The 19,021-nt window shown below is 40.6% G+C and carries 22 protein-coding genes and 2 other annotated features; of the genes, 5 read left to right on the top strand and 17 right to left on the bottom strand.

The annotated features are described in order from the left end of the window. Positions 1-169 precede the first annotated feature (169 nt). From QWY16_RS09110 to QWY16_RS09090, 5 genes are all read right to left on the bottom strand, one after another. Positions 170-655, bottom strand: a complete 486-nt coding sequence (locus tag QWY16_RS09110) for a hypothetical protein (protein WP_300992908.1) — start codon at positions 653-655, stop codon at positions 170-172. 220 nt (positions 656-875) lie between these two features. Then, positions 876-1,097 carry a HEAT repeat domain-containing protein gene (locus tag QWY16_RS09105; protein ID WP_300992906.1) on the bottom strand — a complete coding sequence of 74 codons (222 nt, stop codon included), beginning with the start codon at positions 1,095-1,097 and terminating at the stop codon, positions 876-878. An 88-nt stretch (positions 1,098-1,185) separates the two neighbouring features. Then, positions 1,186-1,914, bottom strand: a complete 729-nt coding sequence (locus QWY16_RS09100) for a metallophosphoesterase family protein (protein WP_300992904.1) — start codon at positions 1,912-1,914, stop codon at positions 1,186-1,188. Positions 1,915-1,995: 81 nt separating this feature from the next. Continuing rightward, entirely contained in the window at positions 1,996-2,517 is a 522-nt protein-coding gene (locus tag QWY16_RS09095) for a GrpB family protein (RefSeq protein ID WP_300992902.1), read from the bottom strand. Between the two features lie 141 nt (positions 2,518-2,658). Then, the gene (locus tag QWY16_RS09090) at positions 2,659-3,144 is read right to left on the bottom strand and encodes a GNAT family N-acetyltransferase (RefSeq protein WP_300992900.1); all 486 of its coding nucleotides are present in this window, start codon (positions 3,142-3,144) and stop codon (positions 2,659-2,661) included. Between the two features lie 346 nt (positions 3,145-3,490). Between QWY16_RS09090 and QWY16_RS09085 the strand changes: the two genes are divergently transcribed. Both QWY16_RS09085 and QWY16_RS09080 read left to right on the top strand, forming a co-directional pair. Next, the gene (locus QWY16_RS09085) at positions 3,491-4,534 is read left to right on the top strand and encodes an ArsR/SmtB family transcription factor (RefSeq protein ID WP_300992898.1); all 1,044 of its coding nucleotides are present in this window, start codon (positions 3,491-3,493) and stop codon (positions 4,532-4,534) included. Further along, positions 4,531-5,748: an MFS transporter gene (locus tag QWY16_RS09080; RefSeq protein WP_300992896.1), complete on the top strand. Its 1,218-nt coding sequence runs from the start codon at positions 4,531-4,533 to the stop codon at positions 5,746-5,748. Before QWY16_RS09085 ends, QWY16_RS09080 begins: the two co-directional genes overlap by 4 nt. 197 nt (positions 5,749-5,945) lie before the next feature. Here QWY16_RS09080 and QWY16_RS09075 read toward each other — a convergent pair whose 3' ends face one another. From QWY16_RS09075 to QWY16_RS09065, 3 genes are all read right to left on the bottom strand, one after another. After that, positions 5,946-6,779 carry an MBL fold metallo-hydrolase gene (locus QWY16_RS09075; RefSeq protein ID WP_300992894.1) on the bottom strand — a complete coding sequence of 278 codons (834 nt, stop codon included), beginning with the start codon at positions 6,777-6,779 and terminating at the stop codon, positions 5,946-5,948. Positions 6,780-6,882: 103 nt separating this feature from the next. Further along, a complete protein-coding gene (locus QWY16_RS09070; protein ID WP_300992892.1) occupies positions 6,883-7,338 on the bottom strand; it encodes a VOC family protein in 456 nt (151 codons plus the stop codon). Between the two features lie 95 nt (positions 7,339-7,433). Continuing rightward, a complete protein-coding gene (locus tag QWY16_RS09065) occupies positions 7,434-7,739 on the bottom strand; it encodes a hypothetical protein (RefSeq protein ID WP_300993371.1) in 306 nt (101 codons plus the stop codon). 583 nt (positions 7,740-8,322) lie between these two features. On the opposite strand from QWY16_RS09065, the gene QWY16_RS09060 reads away from it, so the two are divergent. Both QWY16_RS09060 and QWY16_RS09055 read left to right on the top strand, forming a co-directional pair. Continuing rightward, positions 8,323-8,913, top strand: coding sequence for an ArsR/SmtB family transcription factor (locus QWY16_RS09060; protein WP_300992890.1), 591 nt, complete (start codon positions 8,323-8,325; stop codon positions 8,911-8,913). A 21-nt stretch (positions 8,914-8,934) separates the two neighbouring features. Continuing rightward, the gene (locus tag QWY16_RS09055) at positions 8,935-10,194 is read left to right on the top strand and encodes an MFS transporter (protein ID WP_300992888.1); all 1,260 of its coding nucleotides are present in this window, start codon (positions 8,935-8,937) and stop codon (positions 10,192-10,194) included. A gap of 188 nt (positions 10,195-10,382) precedes the next feature. Here the strand turns inward: QWY16_RS09055 and QWY16_RS09050 are convergent, their stop codons facing one another. The 6 genes from QWY16_RS09050 to QWY16_RS09025 form a co-directional block, all read right to left on the bottom strand. Further along, positions 10,383-10,847 (bottom strand): GNAT family N-acetyltransferase, encoded by a 465-nt coding sequence (locus QWY16_RS09050; protein WP_300992886.1) that lies wholly within the window; start codon positions 10,845-10,847, stop codon positions 10,383-10,385. A 94-nt stretch (positions 10,848-10,941) separates the two neighbouring features. Beyond that, complete coding sequence (locus tag QWY16_RS09045; RefSeq protein ID WP_300992884.1) at positions 10,942-11,712, bottom strand: alpha/beta hydrolase; 771 nt, start codon at positions 11,710-11,712, stop codon at positions 10,942-10,944. Between the two features lie 329 nt (positions 11,713-12,041). After that, positions 12,042-12,857, bottom strand: a complete 816-nt coding sequence (locus QWY16_RS09040; RefSeq protein WP_300992882.1) for a PP2C family serine/threonine-protein phosphatase — start codon at positions 12,855-12,857, stop codon at positions 12,042-12,044. Further along, positions 12,850-13,308 (bottom strand): HIT family protein, encoded by a 459-nt coding sequence (locus QWY16_RS09035; RefSeq protein ID WP_300992880.1) that lies wholly within the window; start codon positions 13,306-13,308, stop codon positions 12,850-12,852. Before QWY16_RS09035 ends, QWY16_RS09040 begins: the two co-directional genes overlap by 8 nt. A gap of 53 nt (positions 13,309-13,361) precedes the next feature. Continuing rightward, positions 13,362-13,580, bottom strand: a binding site (T-box leader). A gap of 152 nt (positions 13,581-13,732) precedes the next feature. Beyond that, positions 13,733-14,209 carry a GNAT family N-acetyltransferase gene (locus tag QWY16_RS09030; protein ID WP_300992878.1) on the bottom strand — a complete coding sequence of 159 codons (477 nt, stop codon included), beginning with the start codon at positions 14,207-14,209 and terminating at the stop codon, positions 13,733-13,735. A gap of 86 nt (positions 14,210-14,295) precedes the next feature. Beyond that, positions 14,296-14,790: a GNAT family N-acetyltransferase gene (locus QWY16_RS09025; RefSeq protein WP_300992876.1), complete on the bottom strand. Its 495-nt coding sequence runs from the start codon at positions 14,788-14,790 to the stop codon at positions 14,296-14,298. A gap of 616 nt (positions 14,791-15,406) precedes the next feature. On the opposite strand from QWY16_RS09025, the gene QWY16_RS09020 reads away from it, so the two are divergent. Beyond that, positions 15,407-15,862, top strand: coding sequence for a GNAT family N-acetyltransferase (locus QWY16_RS09020; RefSeq protein ID WP_300993369.1), 456 nt, complete (start codon positions 15,407-15,409; stop codon positions 15,860-15,862). Positions 15,863-15,985: 123 nt separating this feature from the next. Here QWY16_RS09020 and QWY16_RS09015 read toward each other — a convergent pair whose 3' ends face one another. The 3 genes from QWY16_RS09015 to QWY16_RS09005 all read right to left on the bottom strand — a co-directional run bounded on the left by QWY16_RS09015 (position 15,986) and on the right by QWY16_RS09005 (position 19,020). Next, positions 15,986-16,348, bottom strand: coding sequence for a hypothetical protein (locus QWY16_RS09015; protein ID WP_300992874.1), 363 nt, complete (start codon positions 16,346-16,348; stop codon positions 15,986-15,988). An 82-nt stretch (positions 16,349-16,430) separates the two neighbouring features. Continuing rightward, positions 16,431-17,654, bottom strand: coding sequence for an MFS transporter (locus QWY16_RS09010; RefSeq protein ID WP_300992872.1), 1,224 nt, complete (start codon positions 17,652-17,654; stop codon positions 16,431-16,433). Positions 17,655-17,713: 59 nt separating this feature from the next. After that, positions 17,714-17,974 (bottom strand) — a binding site (T-box leader). A 296-nt stretch (positions 17,975-18,270) separates the two neighbouring features. Then, a complete protein-coding gene (locus tag QWY16_RS09005) occupies positions 18,271-19,020 on the bottom strand; it encodes a hypothetical protein (protein WP_300992870.1) in 750 nt (249 codons plus the stop codon). Between the last annotated feature and the right edge of the window lies 1 nt (position 19,021).

The raw sequence follows: 19,021 nt of genomic DNA, 5'->3' as shown, positions 1-19,021 counted from the left end.
AAGTAAAGATGTAAAAAGTATTTCAAATGAGTCATGTCTTGAATTAGCCCCTTTAGATAAAAATCAATCTTCAGCTTTCTATAAAACTTTCTTCTTGGATTGAGAAAACTTTGGCCTTTCTCAATTGCAACTTTTAGCTATTTCATTCTTCATAAAAACTGAATGTAACTTATTCGAACTCTCCGGGACTCCACACGGCTATTTCATTTCCTGGTACAGCAACGATTAACCACTGATCTTCCCCATATCCGTAACCATCTCCAATTTGCCAGCTTTCATAATTCTGATCTTCTCCATGTACATACAGTATTTTTCCGGATTCAAACATCATGTACAAATGTGGAGAAGTTGAACCTAACCAAATGTCTTTAACCTTTTCTCTTCTGTTTTCCAAAAACAGTTGAAACGATTCTTGATCGTCCAGTTCCTTCAAGTTTTTTGGGGGAAATATTCTTAATTGCTCCTGAGTCGCAAACACAGCAATTTTTCTAATGTCGATATGTAACCATAGAATATCCGGATCTTGCTCAGAATAGTGGGCAAAATAGACGTAAACCATTCCGGGACCCGAACCGAATCTAACACCATCAAGCTGACTGCAGATAAGCAATCGCTTTAAAGCTCGCTCTGCAAAAATTCTGTCTTCATTTTTCACTTTTCTCCCCCCTTCATCTATCAATCACTGAAGGTAACTTATCTGCACTTAAGTTACATTCAAATCCTAGTCTTTGCTCAAAAACTTCCCTCGGATTTTGCTGGGGCTGTTTTCATTTTTATCTCTTATGATTAGAATCGGAACTCTTACATTAAATATACTTAGAACTTAAAACGATAGCTAGATAATTCTGGAAATAAAAGTGTTCGTAAAAGTACAATTACACAAACGAAAACCGAATTTCTTCCTCCGAATTTTCGGTCAGGGGCAGCAGGATGGATTTGATTTTTTCGCTGATCGGCAAGGTTCCTAAAGCTTCGATGGCCATCCAGATAACGGGAGGATCTTCTTCTTCTAAAAAGATGGCAATGTTCTTAATGGCATCCGGATCAGCCTGCTCGAGACATCCCTGGATAATCCTTGTTTTTTGCTTGGATTTCATGATGGAACATTTCACCTCCGCCGATATTCTCCTGCAAAATTTTGGGCATTCAAAATAATATTTTTATTATCAAGATACAGATTAATTTTTAATTCTGATGCTGATTTCCATGAAAAATGTTCAAAATAAAATCTTTTTCCGGCACTTCCAACACTTCGTATCCCTTTAAAAAATCTTGGTTGTTATAAGCCGCTTCTTCTAATTCCACCTTGATATCATCAGTCGTTATTAAAATTGTGGCATATCTTGCAAAGGGCTTGTCGTAACATCCTAGCGATCCAGGGTTTAAATAGATTCTTTCTTCTGATGAAAAATAGTGCTTCGGATGATGATGACCAAAGCAAACTAAATCAAATGGTGACTGCTTGTAAAAGTCATCCAGCTTTTCGATAGAAGGCTCGGTGTCAATGGGGATAAATTGTTTTTCAGCATCTAAATGATAGTGCGTAAACAAGAGCTTCTTGCCTTCGTACACCCCACTTAATTGTTTAGGCATGCCACTGATGTGTGGAATGAATCTCTTCTCTAACCGATTTGCGAGCCATTCATGATGAATTTTCTCTCCCTCTTGGCTGCTACTTTCTTCGCCTTCTAAAATCGCTAGAATTTCTTCCTCATGATTCCCCATTACAAAGGATACATCATCTCTAGAAAAAAGAATTTCAAGCACTTTATTGGTTTCGTACCCGATTCCAACCATGTCTCCGATACAGTAAATATGATGAATTTCGGGATCCTTATCTATCTCATTTAATGCGGCAAGCAAAGCAGTACTATTCCCGTGTACATCTGCGATTACAGCGATTTTAGTACTCATAAAAACCCTCCCTTCGGAACTCTCTGGAACTGAATGTAACTTAAATGCACATCAGCAACATTCATTTAAAACAAAGCATTCTTATTTCCGGCTTTTTCGATACCATGCTAAAGCTTCTTCTTGAATTTTCAAGGCCAGTTCCTCTTTTCCCCTAATATAAGACTCGATATCATAGGGGAACTGCCGGCTCAACCGTCTTTTTAACCCTCCATACTCTTTCATAACATCCGAATGAGTGCGCAGATAGTCCCTGAACGCCAAGTGCCGTTCAATTTCGGGGCTGTCGATTTGATAAATATGGAGATGATGCGTCCGATCATTCCCGCCTTTTTGAAAATACCTGCGTCCCGGTATGCCGTTTTCGCCTTTTCCTTCATAGCCGAATGCTTTTAATGCCGGGTTATATCCATCTACCAAGGTGATGTCTTTCGCAACAGCCAATATGTCAATAATCGGCTTAGCTTCTAATCCCGGAATCGACGTGCTGCCAAAGTGATGGATCGAAACCCTTTCTTCGCCCAGAATCATCTTTAATTCATCCGCTTCTTTAGTGAATAATAAAACCCATTGTTCATCGTATGGCGAAACTACAACTTTTCTCAAAAGCTCTTCCTGCTTTCTTTGATTTTTTTCATTTTCTCAGTGTCCGCTTCCAATAACGCACATTATGTAGATTAGGATCATGCGGGAGTCAAAAACATCTCGTTGAATAATGCGGTTAACGCCACAGCGCTCTTTTTCCCCTTAATTGGCTCCCATTTTCTTCACGTAGTCATAGAGAAAGAGCTTATCGGTCAATTGGTGCTGGCCAACTTTCCGGTAGCCTAGTTTCTCATAGAAGTGGTGATTTCGTTTATTCAAATGAGGGGTATCCAGATGCCATTCGGCTACTGAAGGAAACTCCTTCTCGATCAGCTGCATAATTTCACTTCCTAACCCCTGGTTCTGGAACTTGTTCAATAGGAAAATTCGATTTAAACGGTATCTGTTTCCGTCTAAGCTGCGAATATCCACTCCTCCGATAATTTCATCTTCCAACCAGATTGTGTAATGAAGGAAGACCTCGATTTTCCGCAGCAGTCTTTCGATCGGTTCATTTACTGGATTGGTCTCATGATCTTCATAGCGTTTTAAATCCTCTAAAAAGGCTTCCTTTTGTATCTCCAATAACTGCAGGGCCTCGGTTTCTTTCGTTCTTCTGATTGCTACATCCATTGCCCATGTCCCCATTCCTTCTTTTTACTTCTACTATTTACTCTAGTTCTAAATGAAATTTTCAAAATATTGTTAATTCAATTATAGCTTTTTTATTGCTGGTAAAGAATAGGAACGGTTAAAACCTTTTTTGTTTTATCGCTCGTAAAAGTACATTTCTGCAAATTAAAAAGACAAGAAACTCCTACTAGAAATTCTTGACTTCCGATAAGGGCTAATAAGTAAATTAAATAGCTAACGCTAGTATCTCCAACAACTTTTTCTCTAAAAGCATTATTAAAAATTGATATTCTAATTTTATTGAATTTAATATTCCAATAATATAGAATACATTTATTAAGAAACTTTAGGAGGAATCCCGTTGAAAATTTTAAATTCAGTTGCCCCTAGCGAAACCATACAGTTGAAAGTGGAACAGTCACCGGTCTGGGAATTGATACTCGGGATTGCAGGCTATACACATAAACAATTGCGCCATACATTTGAACGGGACGAAGAATGGACAACCAACAAAAGCTTAATGCCCCCCTCACTGGTTCAGCTGTTAAAAGGGATTGAAGAAACGAATTTTTGGTACGGCATGCTTCTGTTGCAGAATCAATTTGCTGCGGCTTCCGTTCCAGAATTTTCGAATTTGCTTTCCGCTGCTTCAACCGCTGATTTTTATGAATGGCTCCTTCCTTACCACGACCGGCAATCGGAAGCGCTAAGAAAAGAAGCAGCTCGAGAACCCGGCCAAACGGAAGTATGGGAAAAGTATGCCGATCTATTTAACGGACATGACTATTTAGAAGGGTATGTTCACCAGCTTCTCTTGCTATCACAATCTGAAACAAGTGAAATGATGATTCGTGTCTTAACAGAATGGGAGAATTGGATATCACAGAAAGAAGAATGGGGAAAATGGCTGCAGGCACTAACTTTTGAACAGAAAGAGCACCGCCAACTGGATGCCCGGAATGCGGTAGCCGAAATCGAACGGGTGACGGGCGGTGTCGAGTACCTGCCGGAACCCTCGGTTTGGTCGGTCAAACTGATCCCGCAGGTTTCCTATCGCCCGTGGGTGCTGACCATCCGCACAGCCGACACCAAGCTCTTCTTCTATCCGGTCAAAGAAGAGCATCTGCTGGAACCGGGAGTTCCTTCAAATGAGCTGATTCGCGGGCATAAAGCGTTAGGGGATGAGCTACGATTAAAATTGCTGTTTCAGCTTCAAAAGCACCCCCTATCTCTTCAAGAATTGAGTAGTCAATTCAATACATCAAAAACTACACTTCATCACCAACTTGCCTTGCTGAAAGCCGCGAAATTCATTCGAGTGGAGAAAGGGATCTATTCAATCAATCCCGATAAACTTGAAGCGTTTTCCAGCCAATTGGCTCGATACATGAGAACCAGCTTATGAAGAAGTATTCCAAGTCTTTTAAATCGCTATGGATTGGTGAAATCGTCTCGGAGTTCGGCGGCGCTGCCGGCGCCATTATCAATGGGTTGCTGTTGTACGAACTGACCGGCTCACGGGAGTGGATGGGCATCCTCTGGCTTGTTTATTTTATTCCTTCGCTGGTGTTGCAAGGCATCAGTTCACCGTTTCTGAACCATGTCATCAAAGAGAAAGTACTGAAAAATATCCAACTGATCCGAGCCGGTGCTTACCTGCTGCCATTAGTCGGATTCTGGATGGGAACAGACACCGGAACCATCATCGGCTTGGTGGTTCTCCAATGCATCTTGGGACTGCTGCAGCCCATTTTTGCCAGCCTGTCTTTTTCCCTGTTGCCGGAAATCTGCACTGACGAAGAACTGGCCGATGCCAACGGCTTGCTGGACGGGACGCTGCGGCTGATGAACTTTCTGGCACCCGGTGTCACGTCGCTCTTGTTGCTGCTGGTGCCGATGCAGTGGATTTACAGCATTTCGGCGCTGTTATTCTTCATCAGTTTCTTAGCACTTTCCCGCATCCCGCAATCCAGCAAGCAAAAGGCGGCAGTTTGGACCAAGAAGTTCTGGTGGTCCGAATTGAAAGAGGGCTATCGGAGTTTTTTCAGTTACCCGCAGCTTTTGCGGCTAACGCTCCTATCTTCAACCGTCCAGTTTGCTGTCGGCGCAACGCTGGTCTTGAGTGTCCCGTTCATCCGGGGTGAACTGGGAGGCGAAACATGGGAGTATGGCATTTTCAAAGGGGCTTTTCCCATCGGCTATATGCTGGGCATGCTTCTGCTGACGAAACTGCCGAAAAGCCCCCGAACGATGTACGTCGGTTTGATTGGCGGTGGATTTTCCTTTGTACTGCTGTATTTTGTCCATTCGGTTCCTTTGGCGTGGATGTGTGAACTGATGGGCGGGATCCTGTTCCCGTTGTTCAATGCTCAAAGTGCTGCCATTTTCCAACGAGAAGCCCCAAGGGATCGGCTGGCCCAATTGAGTGCTGTCCGGTTGTTCTTCCTCCGGGTCACCATGCCACTCGGTATTCTATTCGCTTCGCTGCCTTTCCTAGCCTTGAATATTCGACATGTCTATATCGGAATCGGCTCTCTCATTATTTTGCCCGGATTGTATTATTTGATTGCGTCCTATCAACCTAAAAAGATCTTGATATCAGAGAAACATAAGAGTTAAAAATCTAAAAGTGCATTGTTTCTTATTTGAATTATCCTTCCCAGCCATAAAAAAAGAAACATAGGCAGATTGTTTCTGCTTTTGCTTCTTTTTTCTCTGTTTAGATAAGCGGTCGTATGGTACCTCTACATCAATGAAGCTGTCATTCCCACCGGACAAAGTGATCATCGAAAAGAACACGTAGCGCATGTCCGATTCTAAAGGGCTTCAGTGCGAAAGTGAACGCCATTTAATGCATCCACATACCTTTCGGCTGATTTTTGGACCCGTTCTTTTGCATCGTTTTTTATAATCCGATGAAAAGCATCATACAACCGGGTAAAGTTCACTGTCCCCAACCGACTGGCTATTCCCTGAACTGTAGATGCCGGCAACGGAATAAAGTTGGCGTAGCTATACATGAAGCTGACCCATTGGCGGTCTGCCACGACGCGCACGATGTCCCCCGTCAGTAAAACGCCTTGTTGGGCATTTCCCTCTTTCCATTCCAAGACGGTGGCGCCCTTGAAATGGCCGCCTATCCGGTGAAGAATCATCTCTTCCGCTACTTCGAGGGATTCGCCTGACCAAAAGACAATTTTATTACTGGCTCTTGTCACCCATTCCTTATCATCTTCGTGTATATATAGCGGCGCGTCAAACGCTTCTGCCCATTCCACTTGAGTCGAATAATAATGGGGATGCGATAAGGCAATGGCGTCAATTCCCCCTAGTTCTTTTATTTCATTGATAGTGGCTGAATCCAGATAGGTTAAACAGTCCCATAATACATTCACGTTCTTGCCTTGGAGAAAATAAGCCATCTGGCCAATGCCAAAACTGGGCGACGTGGAAACACTGTACAACCCTTGTTCTTCTGGAGAAATCGTGTTTTTATAAATTCCCGATTGAATCATCTCTTCTAACGTCGTCCACGTTTGGCCAGTCGAACTTACGTATTGCCGCTCTTCACTACAAATCAAGCATTTCTCGGGCGCTGCCATCGCGCTTTCAACTTGCACTCCGCACGTGGTACAAATAAAGTTTTTCATTTTCCCCATCCTTTTAAGAATCGATTTTGTTTTGTATTCTTCACTCTTTCATTTCGACTAATAGGAATTGCCCGGATAAAAATGGCCGTTTGTCAACTGCCCTTTACTTTTTACTGTTCCACGCCTCTAACGTCATCTTTTGAAGTTCTTCTTCGCAATCCATTTTCAATGGCACGATCAGTTCGAGCGAATTGCCATCCGGATCATGAAAATAAATGGCCGCATGGGCATGCGGGATATTCGGCAAGACCAACGGCTGTTCTTTGGGCGAAAAACCAAAAGCGGTTCTGATGGTTATTCCCCTGTCTTCCAGCCATTCTTTTGCATTTTCCATATCCTCAAGGTCCACTTGGAAAGCGATATGCCGTAACGAGGGATGATAAGGTGTTGCCACTTTATCCGTTTCCCATAACCCCAACCAGCTGCGCCCTTTCTGAATCCAGAAAAAGGCTAATTTTTCATTTTGAGTGGCCACTTCTAACCCCAACTTCTTGTAAAACTCGATGGATTCCAAAAGATTGCTTACCGGTAAATGCGCTTCGTAGAGTCCTTTTATCACCGTTCTTCCCCTCCCTTTCTTACGTCCTGGTATCCACAAATCCTCTTTGGGTGATTCGTTGATAACGGATCAAAGCCACGTCATTCCGCTGGAACCTAAAAAATGTGGGTGCCATCTTCCGGTTCCCCCAGAAAGTTAACGGAAGTAGCATTGAGCGGTGAATGGTGTGTTTCATGAATGCCGATTTTTCCAAGTTTTCCTCCGACATCTGCTACATCGTATGTCGTCAAATTCATTTCCGCCATATCAACGATGTCCCGGGAAGAGAAATGGCCTCCCTTTTTTACCGGGTTTAGCTGATGCCGTGCGATCAGCTCGGCTCCATTCTCTTCCGGATCATAAGAATAGACGGAATGCGCATCGATGTTTTCAAAAAAGATGTCATCTTTTTCCCGCTGCACCAATCAAGGCGTCAATTTCCTTAGCCACTCTTTCGCTTCTGCAAATAGATTTCCCGGGCTATTGAAAGCAAAACGGTATTGCTTTGGCCCATTAGGTTGCCCTAATTCGAAAACAAGGCTGCTTGTGCCGACTTGAATCTTGAATGAAATATATTTTTCACTTAGCAAATGGAAACTCAATGTCTCTGCTTAAAAATTGCTCATCCGTCCGAGGTCGTCTACATATAGAATGGCCTGCTAATCTTCATTTCCTGTTCCCCTTAACAACTCCCTACCAATAATATACAATTCAAATTATTTTTACACCTCATTCAAAAGAATGAACTTTTATTGTATTCCGCTTGGAATAAATCCAGTTATTGAAAATAAAGTGCTCGAAGAAATACACATATACGATAAAAGGAAGGAAAGAAGCTAAATTTTTCACTTCTTTTCCTTCCTAATAATAAGGTCATACGTTACCCCGAATCATATAAAATATGATGGAGAATTAATAACCATCTTTAGAAAAGTTGCACTTATAAAGTGTCTATGTATATAATCGTGTTAATAAAAGTTAACTGGTTAAGAAAGGGGTTTTCAAATGGAACAACAATCGATTTTTATACTGGAAACGTACGAACAATTAAAAGTCATCAGCGATCCGCTGCGCACCAAAATGCTGATTCACTTGGTAGAACAGCCCCATACCGGGCAGATGCTCGCCCAAGAACTCAACTTGTCGCGAGCCAAAGTCCTCTATCACCTCCGGGAATTGGAGAAGTACGGCATCATCCAGCTGGTCCGAAAAGAGGAACGCGGAGGGAATGTCCTGAAGTTCTATCAGGCGGTCGCCAGAGGGTTTATTCCGGCGGATCACCTGCTTACGTACGTGGAAGCCAAAGAAGCCACCCGCCAGTCGTATTTGGAAGTCATCGACCGGGCAAAAACCCGAGTGCTGACGGCTCCGGATGAATCATTCGAACTCGATTCGTCCAATGTGGAAGAATGGAACAATTTGTCGCTTCAAACCGAATTTACGGTGAGTCAGAAAAAATTTGTGGAATTCACCCAGAAATACCGCGAACTCTTAGAAATACTTAAAGAAGAGGACGAGGAACCCGACAAGCACCATTACTACCTGATGACCACCGCCTTCCAGATTGAAGAGCTGCTGTTTAAGAAAGAGAAGTAGGCTAGTGAAAGGAGGACTCCCATGACAATTGACCAAGTAGCCGAAGCACCTGTGCAGGAAAAAGCTGTGCCGAGTTTGTTCAGCAATCGTTCGTTTCTGTTTCTCTGGCTGTCCAGTACCGCGTCTTTTATGGCCTTATCGACGTATCTGTTTGCCGAACAGTGGTACATCATTACTGTTTTGGAAAAAGAGAGTTTGCTGGGAATCGTCATGATGGCGACCATGGTGCCACGGGTCTTGTTTATGACGCTTGGCGGTGTCTGGGCCGACCGGTTTCGTCGGTCGCGCATCATGTTAATCTCCAGTTTCGTGCGCTGCCTTTTGGTACTGGGCATGATTTTCCTGCTGCAGCTCAGTTTGCTGGCACTGTGGCCACTTATCTTATTTGTCTTATGTTTTGGAATCGTCGATGCGTTCTTTTCACCGGCAAATACTTCTCTTCTGCCATCGGTCGTAGCGAAAGAGGCTCTTCCCCGGTCGAATTCCTTTATTCAAAGTTCCAATCAAATTGCTCTTTTTTCCGGTCCGATGCTGGGCGGCTGGGTTCTTTCGTTCGGTTCGTTCGGTTCGTTCAGTCTGTTATTTGGAGTAATTGCGGGCTTCTTGCTTCTGACGTTTCTGTTCTCTTCGCTCATCAAAGAAGAAAAAAGACCATTAATTGCTGGCAGATCCTCCACGAAATTGGAGCTGAAGGAAGGATTATCTTACGTATGGGGAATGCCTTTCCTAAAAAATATGCTGGTGATCTTAATTTTCATCAACTTCTTCTTTTTCGGTCCTCTGCTGATGGGAATTCCGTTGCTGGTGGATAGTGTCCTAAAAGGAGAAGTGCTGGATTTAAGTTTCCTGCAAAGTTCGTATCAGGGCGGGATGCTGGCCGGAGCCATTCTGGTAGGCATTCTGAACCTACGGAAAAAACGGGGGTTGACCATGCTGGTGATGATCGGCGTACTCGGAATCTGCTTAACTTTTCTGGGCCAAATCGGCTTTCTATGGCAAGGGATTCTGTTGCTTTCGCTGATGGACATTCTTTCTTCTTTTATCAATGTCACACTAATTTCAACGATCCAGGCACAATCCGACCCAAATAAAATCGGACGTGTCATGAGCTTGGTCAATGCCTCTTCGAACGGACTCGTCCCCTTATCTTATGCGTTTGTGTCACTGGCGCTTGTGATGCAGTACACCATATCGGATGTTATGTTGCTGTGCGGTATGCTGATTCTTGTGATCTCCTCTATCTATCTCTTGCGCTCCAAAATCATCAAAAATGTGGACTAGAAAGAAATGGGAACGCCATTTTTTCCGATGTATGCAACTCATACCAAAAAGGAAGAAGGTACTTTTCAATGAACCCTCTTCCTTTTCTACATTTATGAATTTCATAATTTTAGTACTTCCAATAAGTGCTGATATGTAAACTTCATTCTTCTACTGAGAATGTTTGGTTTAGAAAATAATAAAAAACTTCAAGTTAATTTTTTTAAGAGTTTCACATATTCCCCATATTCATCTTTGCCAAGATATAAGACAGTTGTAAAACCTTTCTTTTCATATAGATGCCTTGCGTTTAAGTTATCTGTGTCTACCCCGAGTGAGATTTCCTCATATCCAAGTTTCTTGGCATAATCAATTAAATAATCAACAATAATGCCACCTATTCCACGGTTTTGACATTCTTCTTTAACAATCATACGAGACAGATAAATCCGCTTATCTGGGATGGTGTAATCTGGATCGTTGTTTCGAAAAACTAATGAACCTTCTCCTATAAACTCGTTATTCTCTAAATAGATAAAAGTAATTCGGTTTCCATTTACTAATTCGTTATAAAAACCTTCAGTCATTTTCGGATTCTTTTCCATCACCCAAATATTACTGCATTTATAGTAATCTTCGATGCGTAGTTTCTTTATTTGATAGGAAGTCATCATTCATCCCACCCCTTGTGATTATTGTTAACCTATTACTTAGAAAATCGGTTGCCTTATTATTGAGTTTTTCAAACAGATTATAAGAGAATATCGTCTATTCTACTGGTACTAAAAAAGATATTATTTTAGGGACTCTTTTTTTAAAGAAAGAATAGTTATGTTCCGCATCGTTAATCATATCAAATTTTGTGGTTGATATTTTCTCTCTTAGAATTTCATAAATGGAGTTATTTGAAGCTACAAATTCTTTGCTAATTAACTCTTCCCCTGAAGCTTCTCTCGTACCACAATCCAAGTAGAACCCTTCAATCGCTGATAAATCGGATCTTACTATTAACTTCTCTAGTTCCTCCTGGTTACGGTAAAAAGCAGAAGAAATAGCGGCTACTCTCGTGAAAACGTGCGGATAACGGCACGCAGCAAAAACAGAAATTAGCCCTCCTAATGAAATTCCCGCCATCGCAGTCCGGTCATTTAATGTAAGGTATTTATTGTCTATGTATGGCTTTAGTTCATTCACGATAAAATCTATGTACTCAGTCCCTTTCCCGCCTTCAGAGCTTGAATAACCTAATATTTTTTCACTGTATTCTCCGCTCACCCAAGGACAGTATTCGTTTTTTCGTTCTTCGCTATTTTGGTCGATACCGACGACAATAACTTTCATTTCGGTTTTGTCTAAGTAATGCTCGAGTCTTAAAGATTTGCCCCCAATGGCATCTTTATCACGAAATACATTCTGTCCATCGTGCATATACAATACGGGGTATCTTCTGTTTTCCATGTTGTAATTTTTAGGCAAGTAGACTCGAATCAGTCTTTCTTGTTTAAACGGAGTTATATAGATAGGAAATATTTCTAGCAAATTAATTCCACCTTCCACTAATGTTATAAAACTTAATACTCATCAAATCATCATTATTGAATAGAAAAGCTCTTACTCTATCAAAAAAACTCTAGAAATCTCATTACATTAACATTACCAATAATCACCTTTTCTGAACAAGCCGAGTTGAAACTACGATGAATCATGTACAAAAAAGGGTTCGTAAAAGTACACTTTTTCGCGAACAAAAAGCGTGAAAAGAGATTCTATGGTTAGCCTCTTCTCTCGCTTGTATTCAAGCAGCTTCTGATAAGCCGTCATATGTAACCTAATAACAAACATGAATTAAGTAAGTTTACTTTGCGATATCACGCATTGCTTGGGCGAGTTGAATCAGCGTCTACGTCTATGAACCAAGATAAGATCGTCGTACTATCACGGACATTCTTTTCTTTGATTTCTTCTAGCAATGCCTCTACACCTTGTTTGTTCGAAAGGGTTTGAAACGGCTTCCCGACTGCGTTCGGATTCGAGAAATCGGTATTCGGACATTCCACAAGCCCGTCTGTGGTCAACAATATGTGATTTTTTCCTTTCCTTAATTCTTTGGTTCCGACGCTGTAACAGGGAACCGGCAGGTCAAACGTATTCACTTGGCCAATCCATTCATAAAAGCTGCGGTGATTTTGTTGGGTTTCGTTCAACGCTTTCAGTTCGGGATGGAACAGGTAAAGGAGACAATCGCCGATGGATAACCACCAGAGAAACCTCCCTTTCCGCACCACGCATAAAAACGCTGTTTCCCCTTGTATTTTTCGACACGCTTCTTTGAAATGGGAACTGTCAAACGTAGTTAGCAGCGTCTCTGCTGTTTGTTCAAATGCCTGTTTGATCGGCAATGTCAAATTATCCTGGATAGCCTCTTTTAGTGAGTTGATCTCTGATATGACGAGTTCAGCACTTTCTGCGGTTTGATGGGCATCTAACAGAACGGCAAATTCCCAGTCTTCTTTTTCATTGGTCCAAACCAGACATCCATCTTCGTTCTTATATTGACCCGCAGTTGAATTGCCTCCGAACCGCCCTACTGTTACATTCTGTATTTGGCCGACATCAATCTCATCAACATAATGAGATTGGCTTCCCACCCAGCTGAATTCGTTCTTATGAAGGACATTACTCATAGGGATTAACCTCCATGTAAGCTTTGATTCTGTTGCAAAGTCCGATCACTTCTCCGCTGTCGCCCATCCGGGCATTAGGTGAGTCGTACACCTCTAAAGGTCCCCAAAATTCTTCGCGTGTACCCGGATAGCGTGCAACCAAATGCATATGAAGGTGAGGGACCGAATTGCCGGATACCAGCGCATAGACATGCTCTGCTTTCTCCGACTCCATCAGTGCTTTGCTAATTCTGGCCATCATCACCCCAAATGCCTTCGCTTCCGCTGGATTCATTTCTGATAGCGTCGCCACATGCCGTTTCAAATCGATCATGATATGCCCTAAGTAGTTGTCCTTTTTTGCTTTATCAATATGACCAACGTATAAATAATCATCTTCGAAAATTTTTACCCCGACAGTTTGAATTTCCTCATTGTGCTTTTGACAAATAAAACAATCTTTTTCTGTCATCCCATTTCTCCCATTTCACTTAGTTTTAGAAAACAAAAAAACCCATCACCTCATAAAGAGGCGATAGGTTTTCCTAGCGCGGTACCACTCTTTTCAGCCTGCCGTATTTTCGCAGACCTTCTTAAAAACTTATCACGGGAGTCAGCCGTTCAGACCTACTTATCAGCCTAACCACTCACAGGCGAGTTGGGAAATTTTATTGGCTGCATTTCAGCAACTAACAGCTCTCTTAGCAATAAAAGTTTCTTAGTAATCCTGATCCATGTGTTTACCTTATTGGAATTATTTTACTTATCATACTAAACTCAAAATAGCCTGTCAATAGCATTGTTGGAGAAGTCTTCTACCTAAGAGCTACTGATAATTTATGATATTTAAACCTACTGTTTTTTTTGGAGTAGTTCTATTACGATTCAATTTTCCTTTAAATTTCTTCAGTCTCCATCTTTTTCACGTAATCATAGAGAAAAAGCTTTTCAGTAATTTGATGTTGTCCAACTTTTTGGTAACCCAGCTTCTCATAAAAATGGTGATTTCTTTTGTTTAAATGAGGGGTATCCAAGTTCCATTCGACTGCTGCTGGAAACTCCTTTTCAATCAGCTGCATGATTTTGCTCCCTAACCCCTGATTTTGAAACTTGTTCGATAAGAAAATTCGATTTAGACGGTATGTGTTTTCTCCTAGACTCCGGATATCCACACCGCCAATAATCTCATCTTCCAACCAAATCGTATAATGAAAGAAAATCTCGATTTTCCGCAGCAATCTTTCAATTGGTTCATTCACTGGATTCGTCTCATGATCTTCATATAACTTCAAATCCTCTAAAAAAGCTTCCTTTTGTATTTCTAATAATTGTACTGCTTCAGTTTCTTGGGTTCTTTTAATGACTAGATTCATTAATCATTTCTCCCTTTATACTCGAGTATGTTCTGATAAGTGATGTGTTACAAACCGAGTAGTTATTTGTAATAGGCTATGTTCTTTTACATGCTGGGCCTTTTCACCATTATAGTGAAATCTGCAAAACCTGTACCAAACTCCTTCATTGGCACAAACCCTAGTTTCTTGTATAGATGGATTGCCCTACTGTTAAATTCCGCGACAGTTAAACGAATTGGATTTTTCGGATGGTTTTCTTCAATATATTTGAGAATATATGAACAGAAGTTATACCCACTCCCTCTACCTACTAAATGAGGGTTCATTCCTAATCCCATATCGATAAAGTTTTCTTCATACATTCCCAACTTTTTGCCCGTCGGAACTTGAGCGCTGTACCCAGTACAGAAAAAACCGATCAACTCTTTTAAATCGTTATAAATGGCAAAGTAAGAACCATTCAGCATTTCAGCCAATTCTTCTTCGTTTAACTCGTTGTTATAAAAATCGTAAGGGGAATCGTATTTCCAGTTTAAGATGTTTTCTGCTGTATCTTTGTCCATTTCTGTATGTTGTAAGTTTAGATTAATCATCTCCATGATTCTTGATAACCTGCCTTCTCTTCTCGTTTTATAGAAGTCTATTGAATATATTATCTATTCCTAATTTTAACATTTCAATAACCTAGAAGATAACTTTAAATTCAATAAATATCGGTACTACAAAAGCGTTCGTAAAAGTACACTTCGACGAACAAAAAATAGAAGAAACTTCAAATGAAGCTCCTTCTCTTGATAATTCTTGATATGTAAAATATGTACTTTATAATTCCGACTCTAAAACCGTATAGAATAGTCTTTTGAATGTATCATTTTTTCTAGCAAGTTCAATTTCGCTTCGTCTTCAGATTAAGTTAATAGAATGAGGAATCTGAATGTAACTTATTTATAGTTAAGTTACCACGCCTATTGATTGCTATTAAGTTACATTCAAATATAAGTTTTGTTATTGGTATATTATTCTTAAAATTCCTAGGAAAGGATAATAAAAAATGCTATAGTCAAAAGGCCCAGAATTTCATTAAACGGGCCATAGCTAGTTGAGGAGGCGTTCATTATGAAAAACAACATCACCGTTACCATCAATGAGTACAAGGGGATAACGCCAAATTAACGTTTCTATTTCTCGTTCCCCGAAATTTGAAAGGGGAAAATGATGAAGACAGAACATGTGAAAATCGTCGAATTAAATGCAGACAACTGGTATGACTGCTGTGAATTAGAGGTAGCAGAAGAACAAACGCCATACATGGAACCAAATGCCGTATCGATTGCCCAGTCAAAGTTTGAACCTAGCTTAAAACCCTATGCCATTTATTCAGGCGATCAAGTAGTCGGCTTTTTGATGTTTAACTCTGTCCCGGAAGAACTTGACGGCTACTGGGTCTACCGGATCATGGTGGACAAAGCCTTCCAGGGGCAAGGAATCGGGAAAGCTGCAACCAAATTGATGGTTGCTGAGATGGCCAAGTCATGGAGTGCAAAAAAAATTGTAGTCGGCTATCATCCAGACAACTTGACTGCCCACAAGTTATATGCGAGTCTAGGGTTTGAGGACCATGGAGATCGGTTTGGCAAAGAAATGGCCGTTGTAAAACAGCTAATCGATTGATGAATTAAAACCGTATTTCAGTGAAAAGGATCTTTTTTAAGGTCCTTTTTCTTTTAAAAAAACCAGTATTTCCTTTGGTCTGAATGTAACTTACTAATAAGTTACAGTCGTCTTCTTAATTATTTACAACATTTTCTCTCTGTCAGGTCCTTTCAGAAAAGCATCTTCACCTTCATCAAATCCTTCCGGTCTCCAATGATTTTCCGGCAATCCACTTTCCTCAAACAATTTCCGAAGCTTTCTAATGGCTTCATCCCAGGACGAAAATACTTCAAAAGCGTATGGTGGTTCTGCCTCATCATCATTCCATACAGCCCATTTTTTATCAGGAAGCTGAGTGGCATGGTACCAAGTATCTCCTTCCATTTCATAGATGCCAAAAGTATTTTCCAAAGCAATGTTCCAATCCGGATAACCTAATTCCTCCGCAAATTGATCGTATTTTTTAAAGATTAGGCTACGAAAAAACTTTTTTAAATGTCCCATTCCGTCACCTCCTGATTTACTAAGTGAATGAATCTTAACTGCACTTGAACTTCATTCAAACCCTAGTCTTTGCCCCAAAAAGCTAATTGTTTAAGGTCAATTTTTCTTCAAAATGCACTTTTCTTCTTTTGGCCGTTACTACCTTAAAGGCAATCATCCCTAGTAAGAGGAATGTAAATGAACCTATTAAGCCTACAGGCCGTATGGAAGTTAATTCAGCTGCCAAACCAATTATTACGGTTAGAACAATAATAAAAAATGCTTCGACCATACTGAATAAACTGCTAAACCTTCCCATCATTTTTACTGGCACGTTGTTCTGATAGAACGTCAAATAACCCGTATTGGCAAACGTGATGGCAAATCCAATCATAAAAGTTCCAGTTGCAGCACTGATAAAACCATGTGAACTGTAGAGAGCGATATAGCCTGCAGCAGTAAAAACAGATCCAGCCCCTATGAGTAAGTTAACTGCTAATTGTTTGGAAAAAATGGTGTTGATAAGTGAACCCAAAATAATTCCCGTTCCAAATATACTTAATAAGAATCCATAGTTGGTGTCTGACATCCCAATAACTCCTTTCGCAAAAGCTGCTTCCAATGAATCCAGGGCAGTCATAAATATCGTCATTCCAACAAACAATAGATAAACTTTCAAAATAAACGTGTTGGTTTGACTGAACTTGTAAACCATTTTAAAGTCATTTTTTATCATCTTCCAAGAAAGCTTTTCAGTTTCGGATGGGACTGTTTGTGAATCTACATTGGGCAATAACAGGATGAGGAAAGCCGACAACATCAAAGCAACGGAGTTCACATAGATAGCCGTGTCAGGTGTGCCCATCCAAAATAAGGCACCCGCTATTGCCGGGCCAATTAAGGTTCCACAAGAATTTATAAAGCTTCTTAACGCATTGAATCTTTGCCGATCCTTCTCGGGGATGAGTTTGGTCATATACACCATTGACGTGGGTTCAAACATAGCACTTCCGATATTGATGATAAATACGAGGACATACACATAGAACAGTGAAGGAAGCACAGGGATCAAGGCAATACATAAAGCACGTGAAATATCTAACCCAATCATCAATTTCCTCGAATTAACCCGGTCAATCAGGCTCCCTGCCCATGAGTTGGAGCAAATAGTCGCAATCGGTCCTAAAATGTACAGAAAAGCGACCGCCAAAGGAGAACCCGTTTCATTCAGGATAATTAAATTCAACGCAATCAGATAAACCCATCCACCTATGTTGGAAATGCCGATACCACCTAACAATAATAACGAATACTTCCAGTTTTTCATCGTAACCTCTCCCCACTGCATTTTAGCCAAACAAAAAAATCCCACCCCAAGACAATTGTCTTGGGGACGAGATTACTAAAATCGTGGTGCCACCCCTGTTTGTCAATACGTCACTGCATTAACCTCATTCGGTACAGCCAAGAAAAATGGCGAATACCTCAGCCCGTTAACGGGAGCTCCCGTCCCAACATCCCCCAAAAATCAGGTTCCGCTGTGATGCTCAGAGGCTTGTTTCGATAACAAACTCCTGCTCCTTTCCACCAACCGGAGCTCTCTAGAAAAAGTTTTTGGCTATCTACTGTTCTCTTCAACGCGTTTCGTTTTTGTAATTCCCGCAATATTACCACAACTTGAACAACCAGTAAATACCAATTTTATGACGAGTAATAATCCCACTAACTGGATATGTTTATAACGAACTCCACCTCAGTAATTAACGAAAGCCAATTAATTCTAAAATAAACCCATTCTTAAAAGTACCCTTTATCCTCTTTGTGTTTTGCTATTGGAGTAACGGATACTATCGATAAGTTCTGATAAGTAAAATTTTAAATACATCACTAACTAAGAGTACGTTATATTACTGGAATATTGACCTGAAATTCTAGATAAATACTTACAGCGAAATTTTTTCTAACTGGAAATATTCAGTAAGGCAAATTTTTCGTCCTTCTTTATCCCATCTATGATATTCTTCAAAAACTATACTTACGTTATTTTGAAAGCGATTTTCTACCAAATACTTAATGGCAAGAAAACTTCTCCAATAATTAAACATGATGCTCGATAAACTTGCTGTATAGGAATTGCTTCCAAATTCATCTAAAGACCGATTTCCGTATTCTCTCGTAAACACGTCCACTAATTCCTTCTCTATCGTTGATATTTCATTGAATTCTCTTTCAGTTAAAAGAAGTTTTCTTGGTAAATACTCACACATGCCTTCTTCAAACCAAATACTATCTTCTCGTTCATCTTCAAAATCATCTAAAAACAAGTCTGAATGATGGGTTAATTCGTGACCTAATATTGTAAGTATGTGATTCTCAGAAAGCTGTTCGTAAAAACGTTGAATATGAGGAAGGTCTTTCCCGTCCAATTGCTGGATAAATAGCTTTCTCCAAGCTTTTACATCCGGTGTTATGTAAATCGTGTCTTTATTCGTAAATGCAGGAATCGGGAGATCAGAAAAAATAGATGTTGCTGCTTCTGCTGAAGTCCAGATCACTCCTTTTGGTTTGTCTACTAAGGCATACTCTTCTTCTAAAAGTAGTTGGTACTCCTTTAACCGTTGACTAAAACGCTGAATCATATCCTGGTGCTTTTCATATTCCATTATGTCTTCAAAGGCATAAATATGCTTCATT

Source organism: Planococcus shenhongbingii, from assembly GCF_030413635.1.
GTDB lineage: Bacteria > Bacillota > Bacilli > Bacillales_A > Planococcaceae > Planococcus > Planococcus shenhongbingii.
Note: the sequence above shows the minus strand (reverse complement) of the source record. Positions and strands in the feature narration are given on the sequence as shown.

Excerpts from the sequence above, each read along its gene's own strand:
- QWY16_RS09025 (WP_300992876.1), bottom strand. The coding sequence starts at position 14,790 with ATGGAGATGATTAATCTAAACTTACAACATACAGAAATGGACAAAGAT.
- QWY16_RS09010 (WP_300992872.1), bottom strand. The coding sequence starts at position 17,654 with ATGAAAAACTGGAAGTATTCGTTATTATTGTTAGGTGGTATCGGCATT.
- QWY16_RS09040 (WP_300992882.1), bottom strand. The coding sequence starts at position 12,857 with ATGAGTAATGTCCTTCATAAGAACGAATTCAGCTGGGTGGGAAGCCAA.
- QWY16_RS09050 (WP_300992886.1), bottom strand. The coding sequence starts at position 10,847 with ATGATGACTTCCTATCAAATAAAGAAACTACGCATCGAAGATTACTAT.
- QWY16_RS09055 (WP_300992888.1), top strand. The coding sequence starts at position 8,935 with ATGACAATTGACCAAGTAGCCGAAGCACCTGTGCAGGAAAAAGCTGTG.
- QWY16_RS09020 (WP_300993369.1), top strand. The coding sequence starts at position 15,407 with ATGAAGACAGAACATGTGAAAATCGTCGAATTAAATGCAGACAACTGG.
- QWY16_RS09060 (WP_300992890.1), top strand. The coding sequence starts at position 8,323 with ATGGAACAACAATCGATTTTTATACTGGAAACGTACGAACAATTAAAA.
- QWY16_RS09080 (WP_300992896.1), top strand. The coding sequence starts at position 4,531 with ATGAAGAAGTATTCCAAGTCTTTTAAATCGCTATGGATTGGTGAAATC.
- QWY16_RS09005 (WP_300992870.1), bottom strand. The coding sequence starts at position 19,020 with ATGAAGCATATTTATGCCTTTGAAGACATAATGGAATATGAAAAGCAC.
- QWY16_RS09075 (WP_300992894.1), bottom strand. The coding sequence starts at position 6,779 with ATGAAAAACTTTATTTGTACCACGTGCGGAGTGCAAGTTGAAAGCGCG.
- QWY16_RS09100 (WP_300992904.1), bottom strand. The coding sequence starts at position 1,914 with ATGAGTACTAAAATCGCTGTAATCGCAGATGTACACGGGAATAGTACT.
- QWY16_RS09030 (WP_300992878.1), bottom strand. The coding sequence starts at position 14,209 with ATGAATCTAGTCATTAAAAGAACCCAAGAAACTGAAGCAGTACAATTA.
- QWY16_RS09105 (WP_300992906.1), bottom strand. The coding sequence starts at position 1,097 with ATGAAATCCAAGCAAAAAACAAGGATTATCCAGGGATGTCTCGAGCAG.
- QWY16_RS09090 (WP_300992900.1), bottom strand. The coding sequence starts at position 3,144 with ATGGGGACATGGGCAATGGATGTAGCAATCAGAAGAACGAAAGAAACC.
- QWY16_RS09035 (WP_300992880.1), bottom strand. The coding sequence starts at position 13,308 with ATGACAGAAAAAGATTGTTTTATTTGTCAAAAGCACAATGAGGAAATT.
- QWY16_RS09015 (WP_300992874.1), bottom strand. The coding sequence starts at position 16,348 with ATGGGACATTTAAAAAAGTTTTTTCGTAGCCTAATCTTTAAAAAATAC.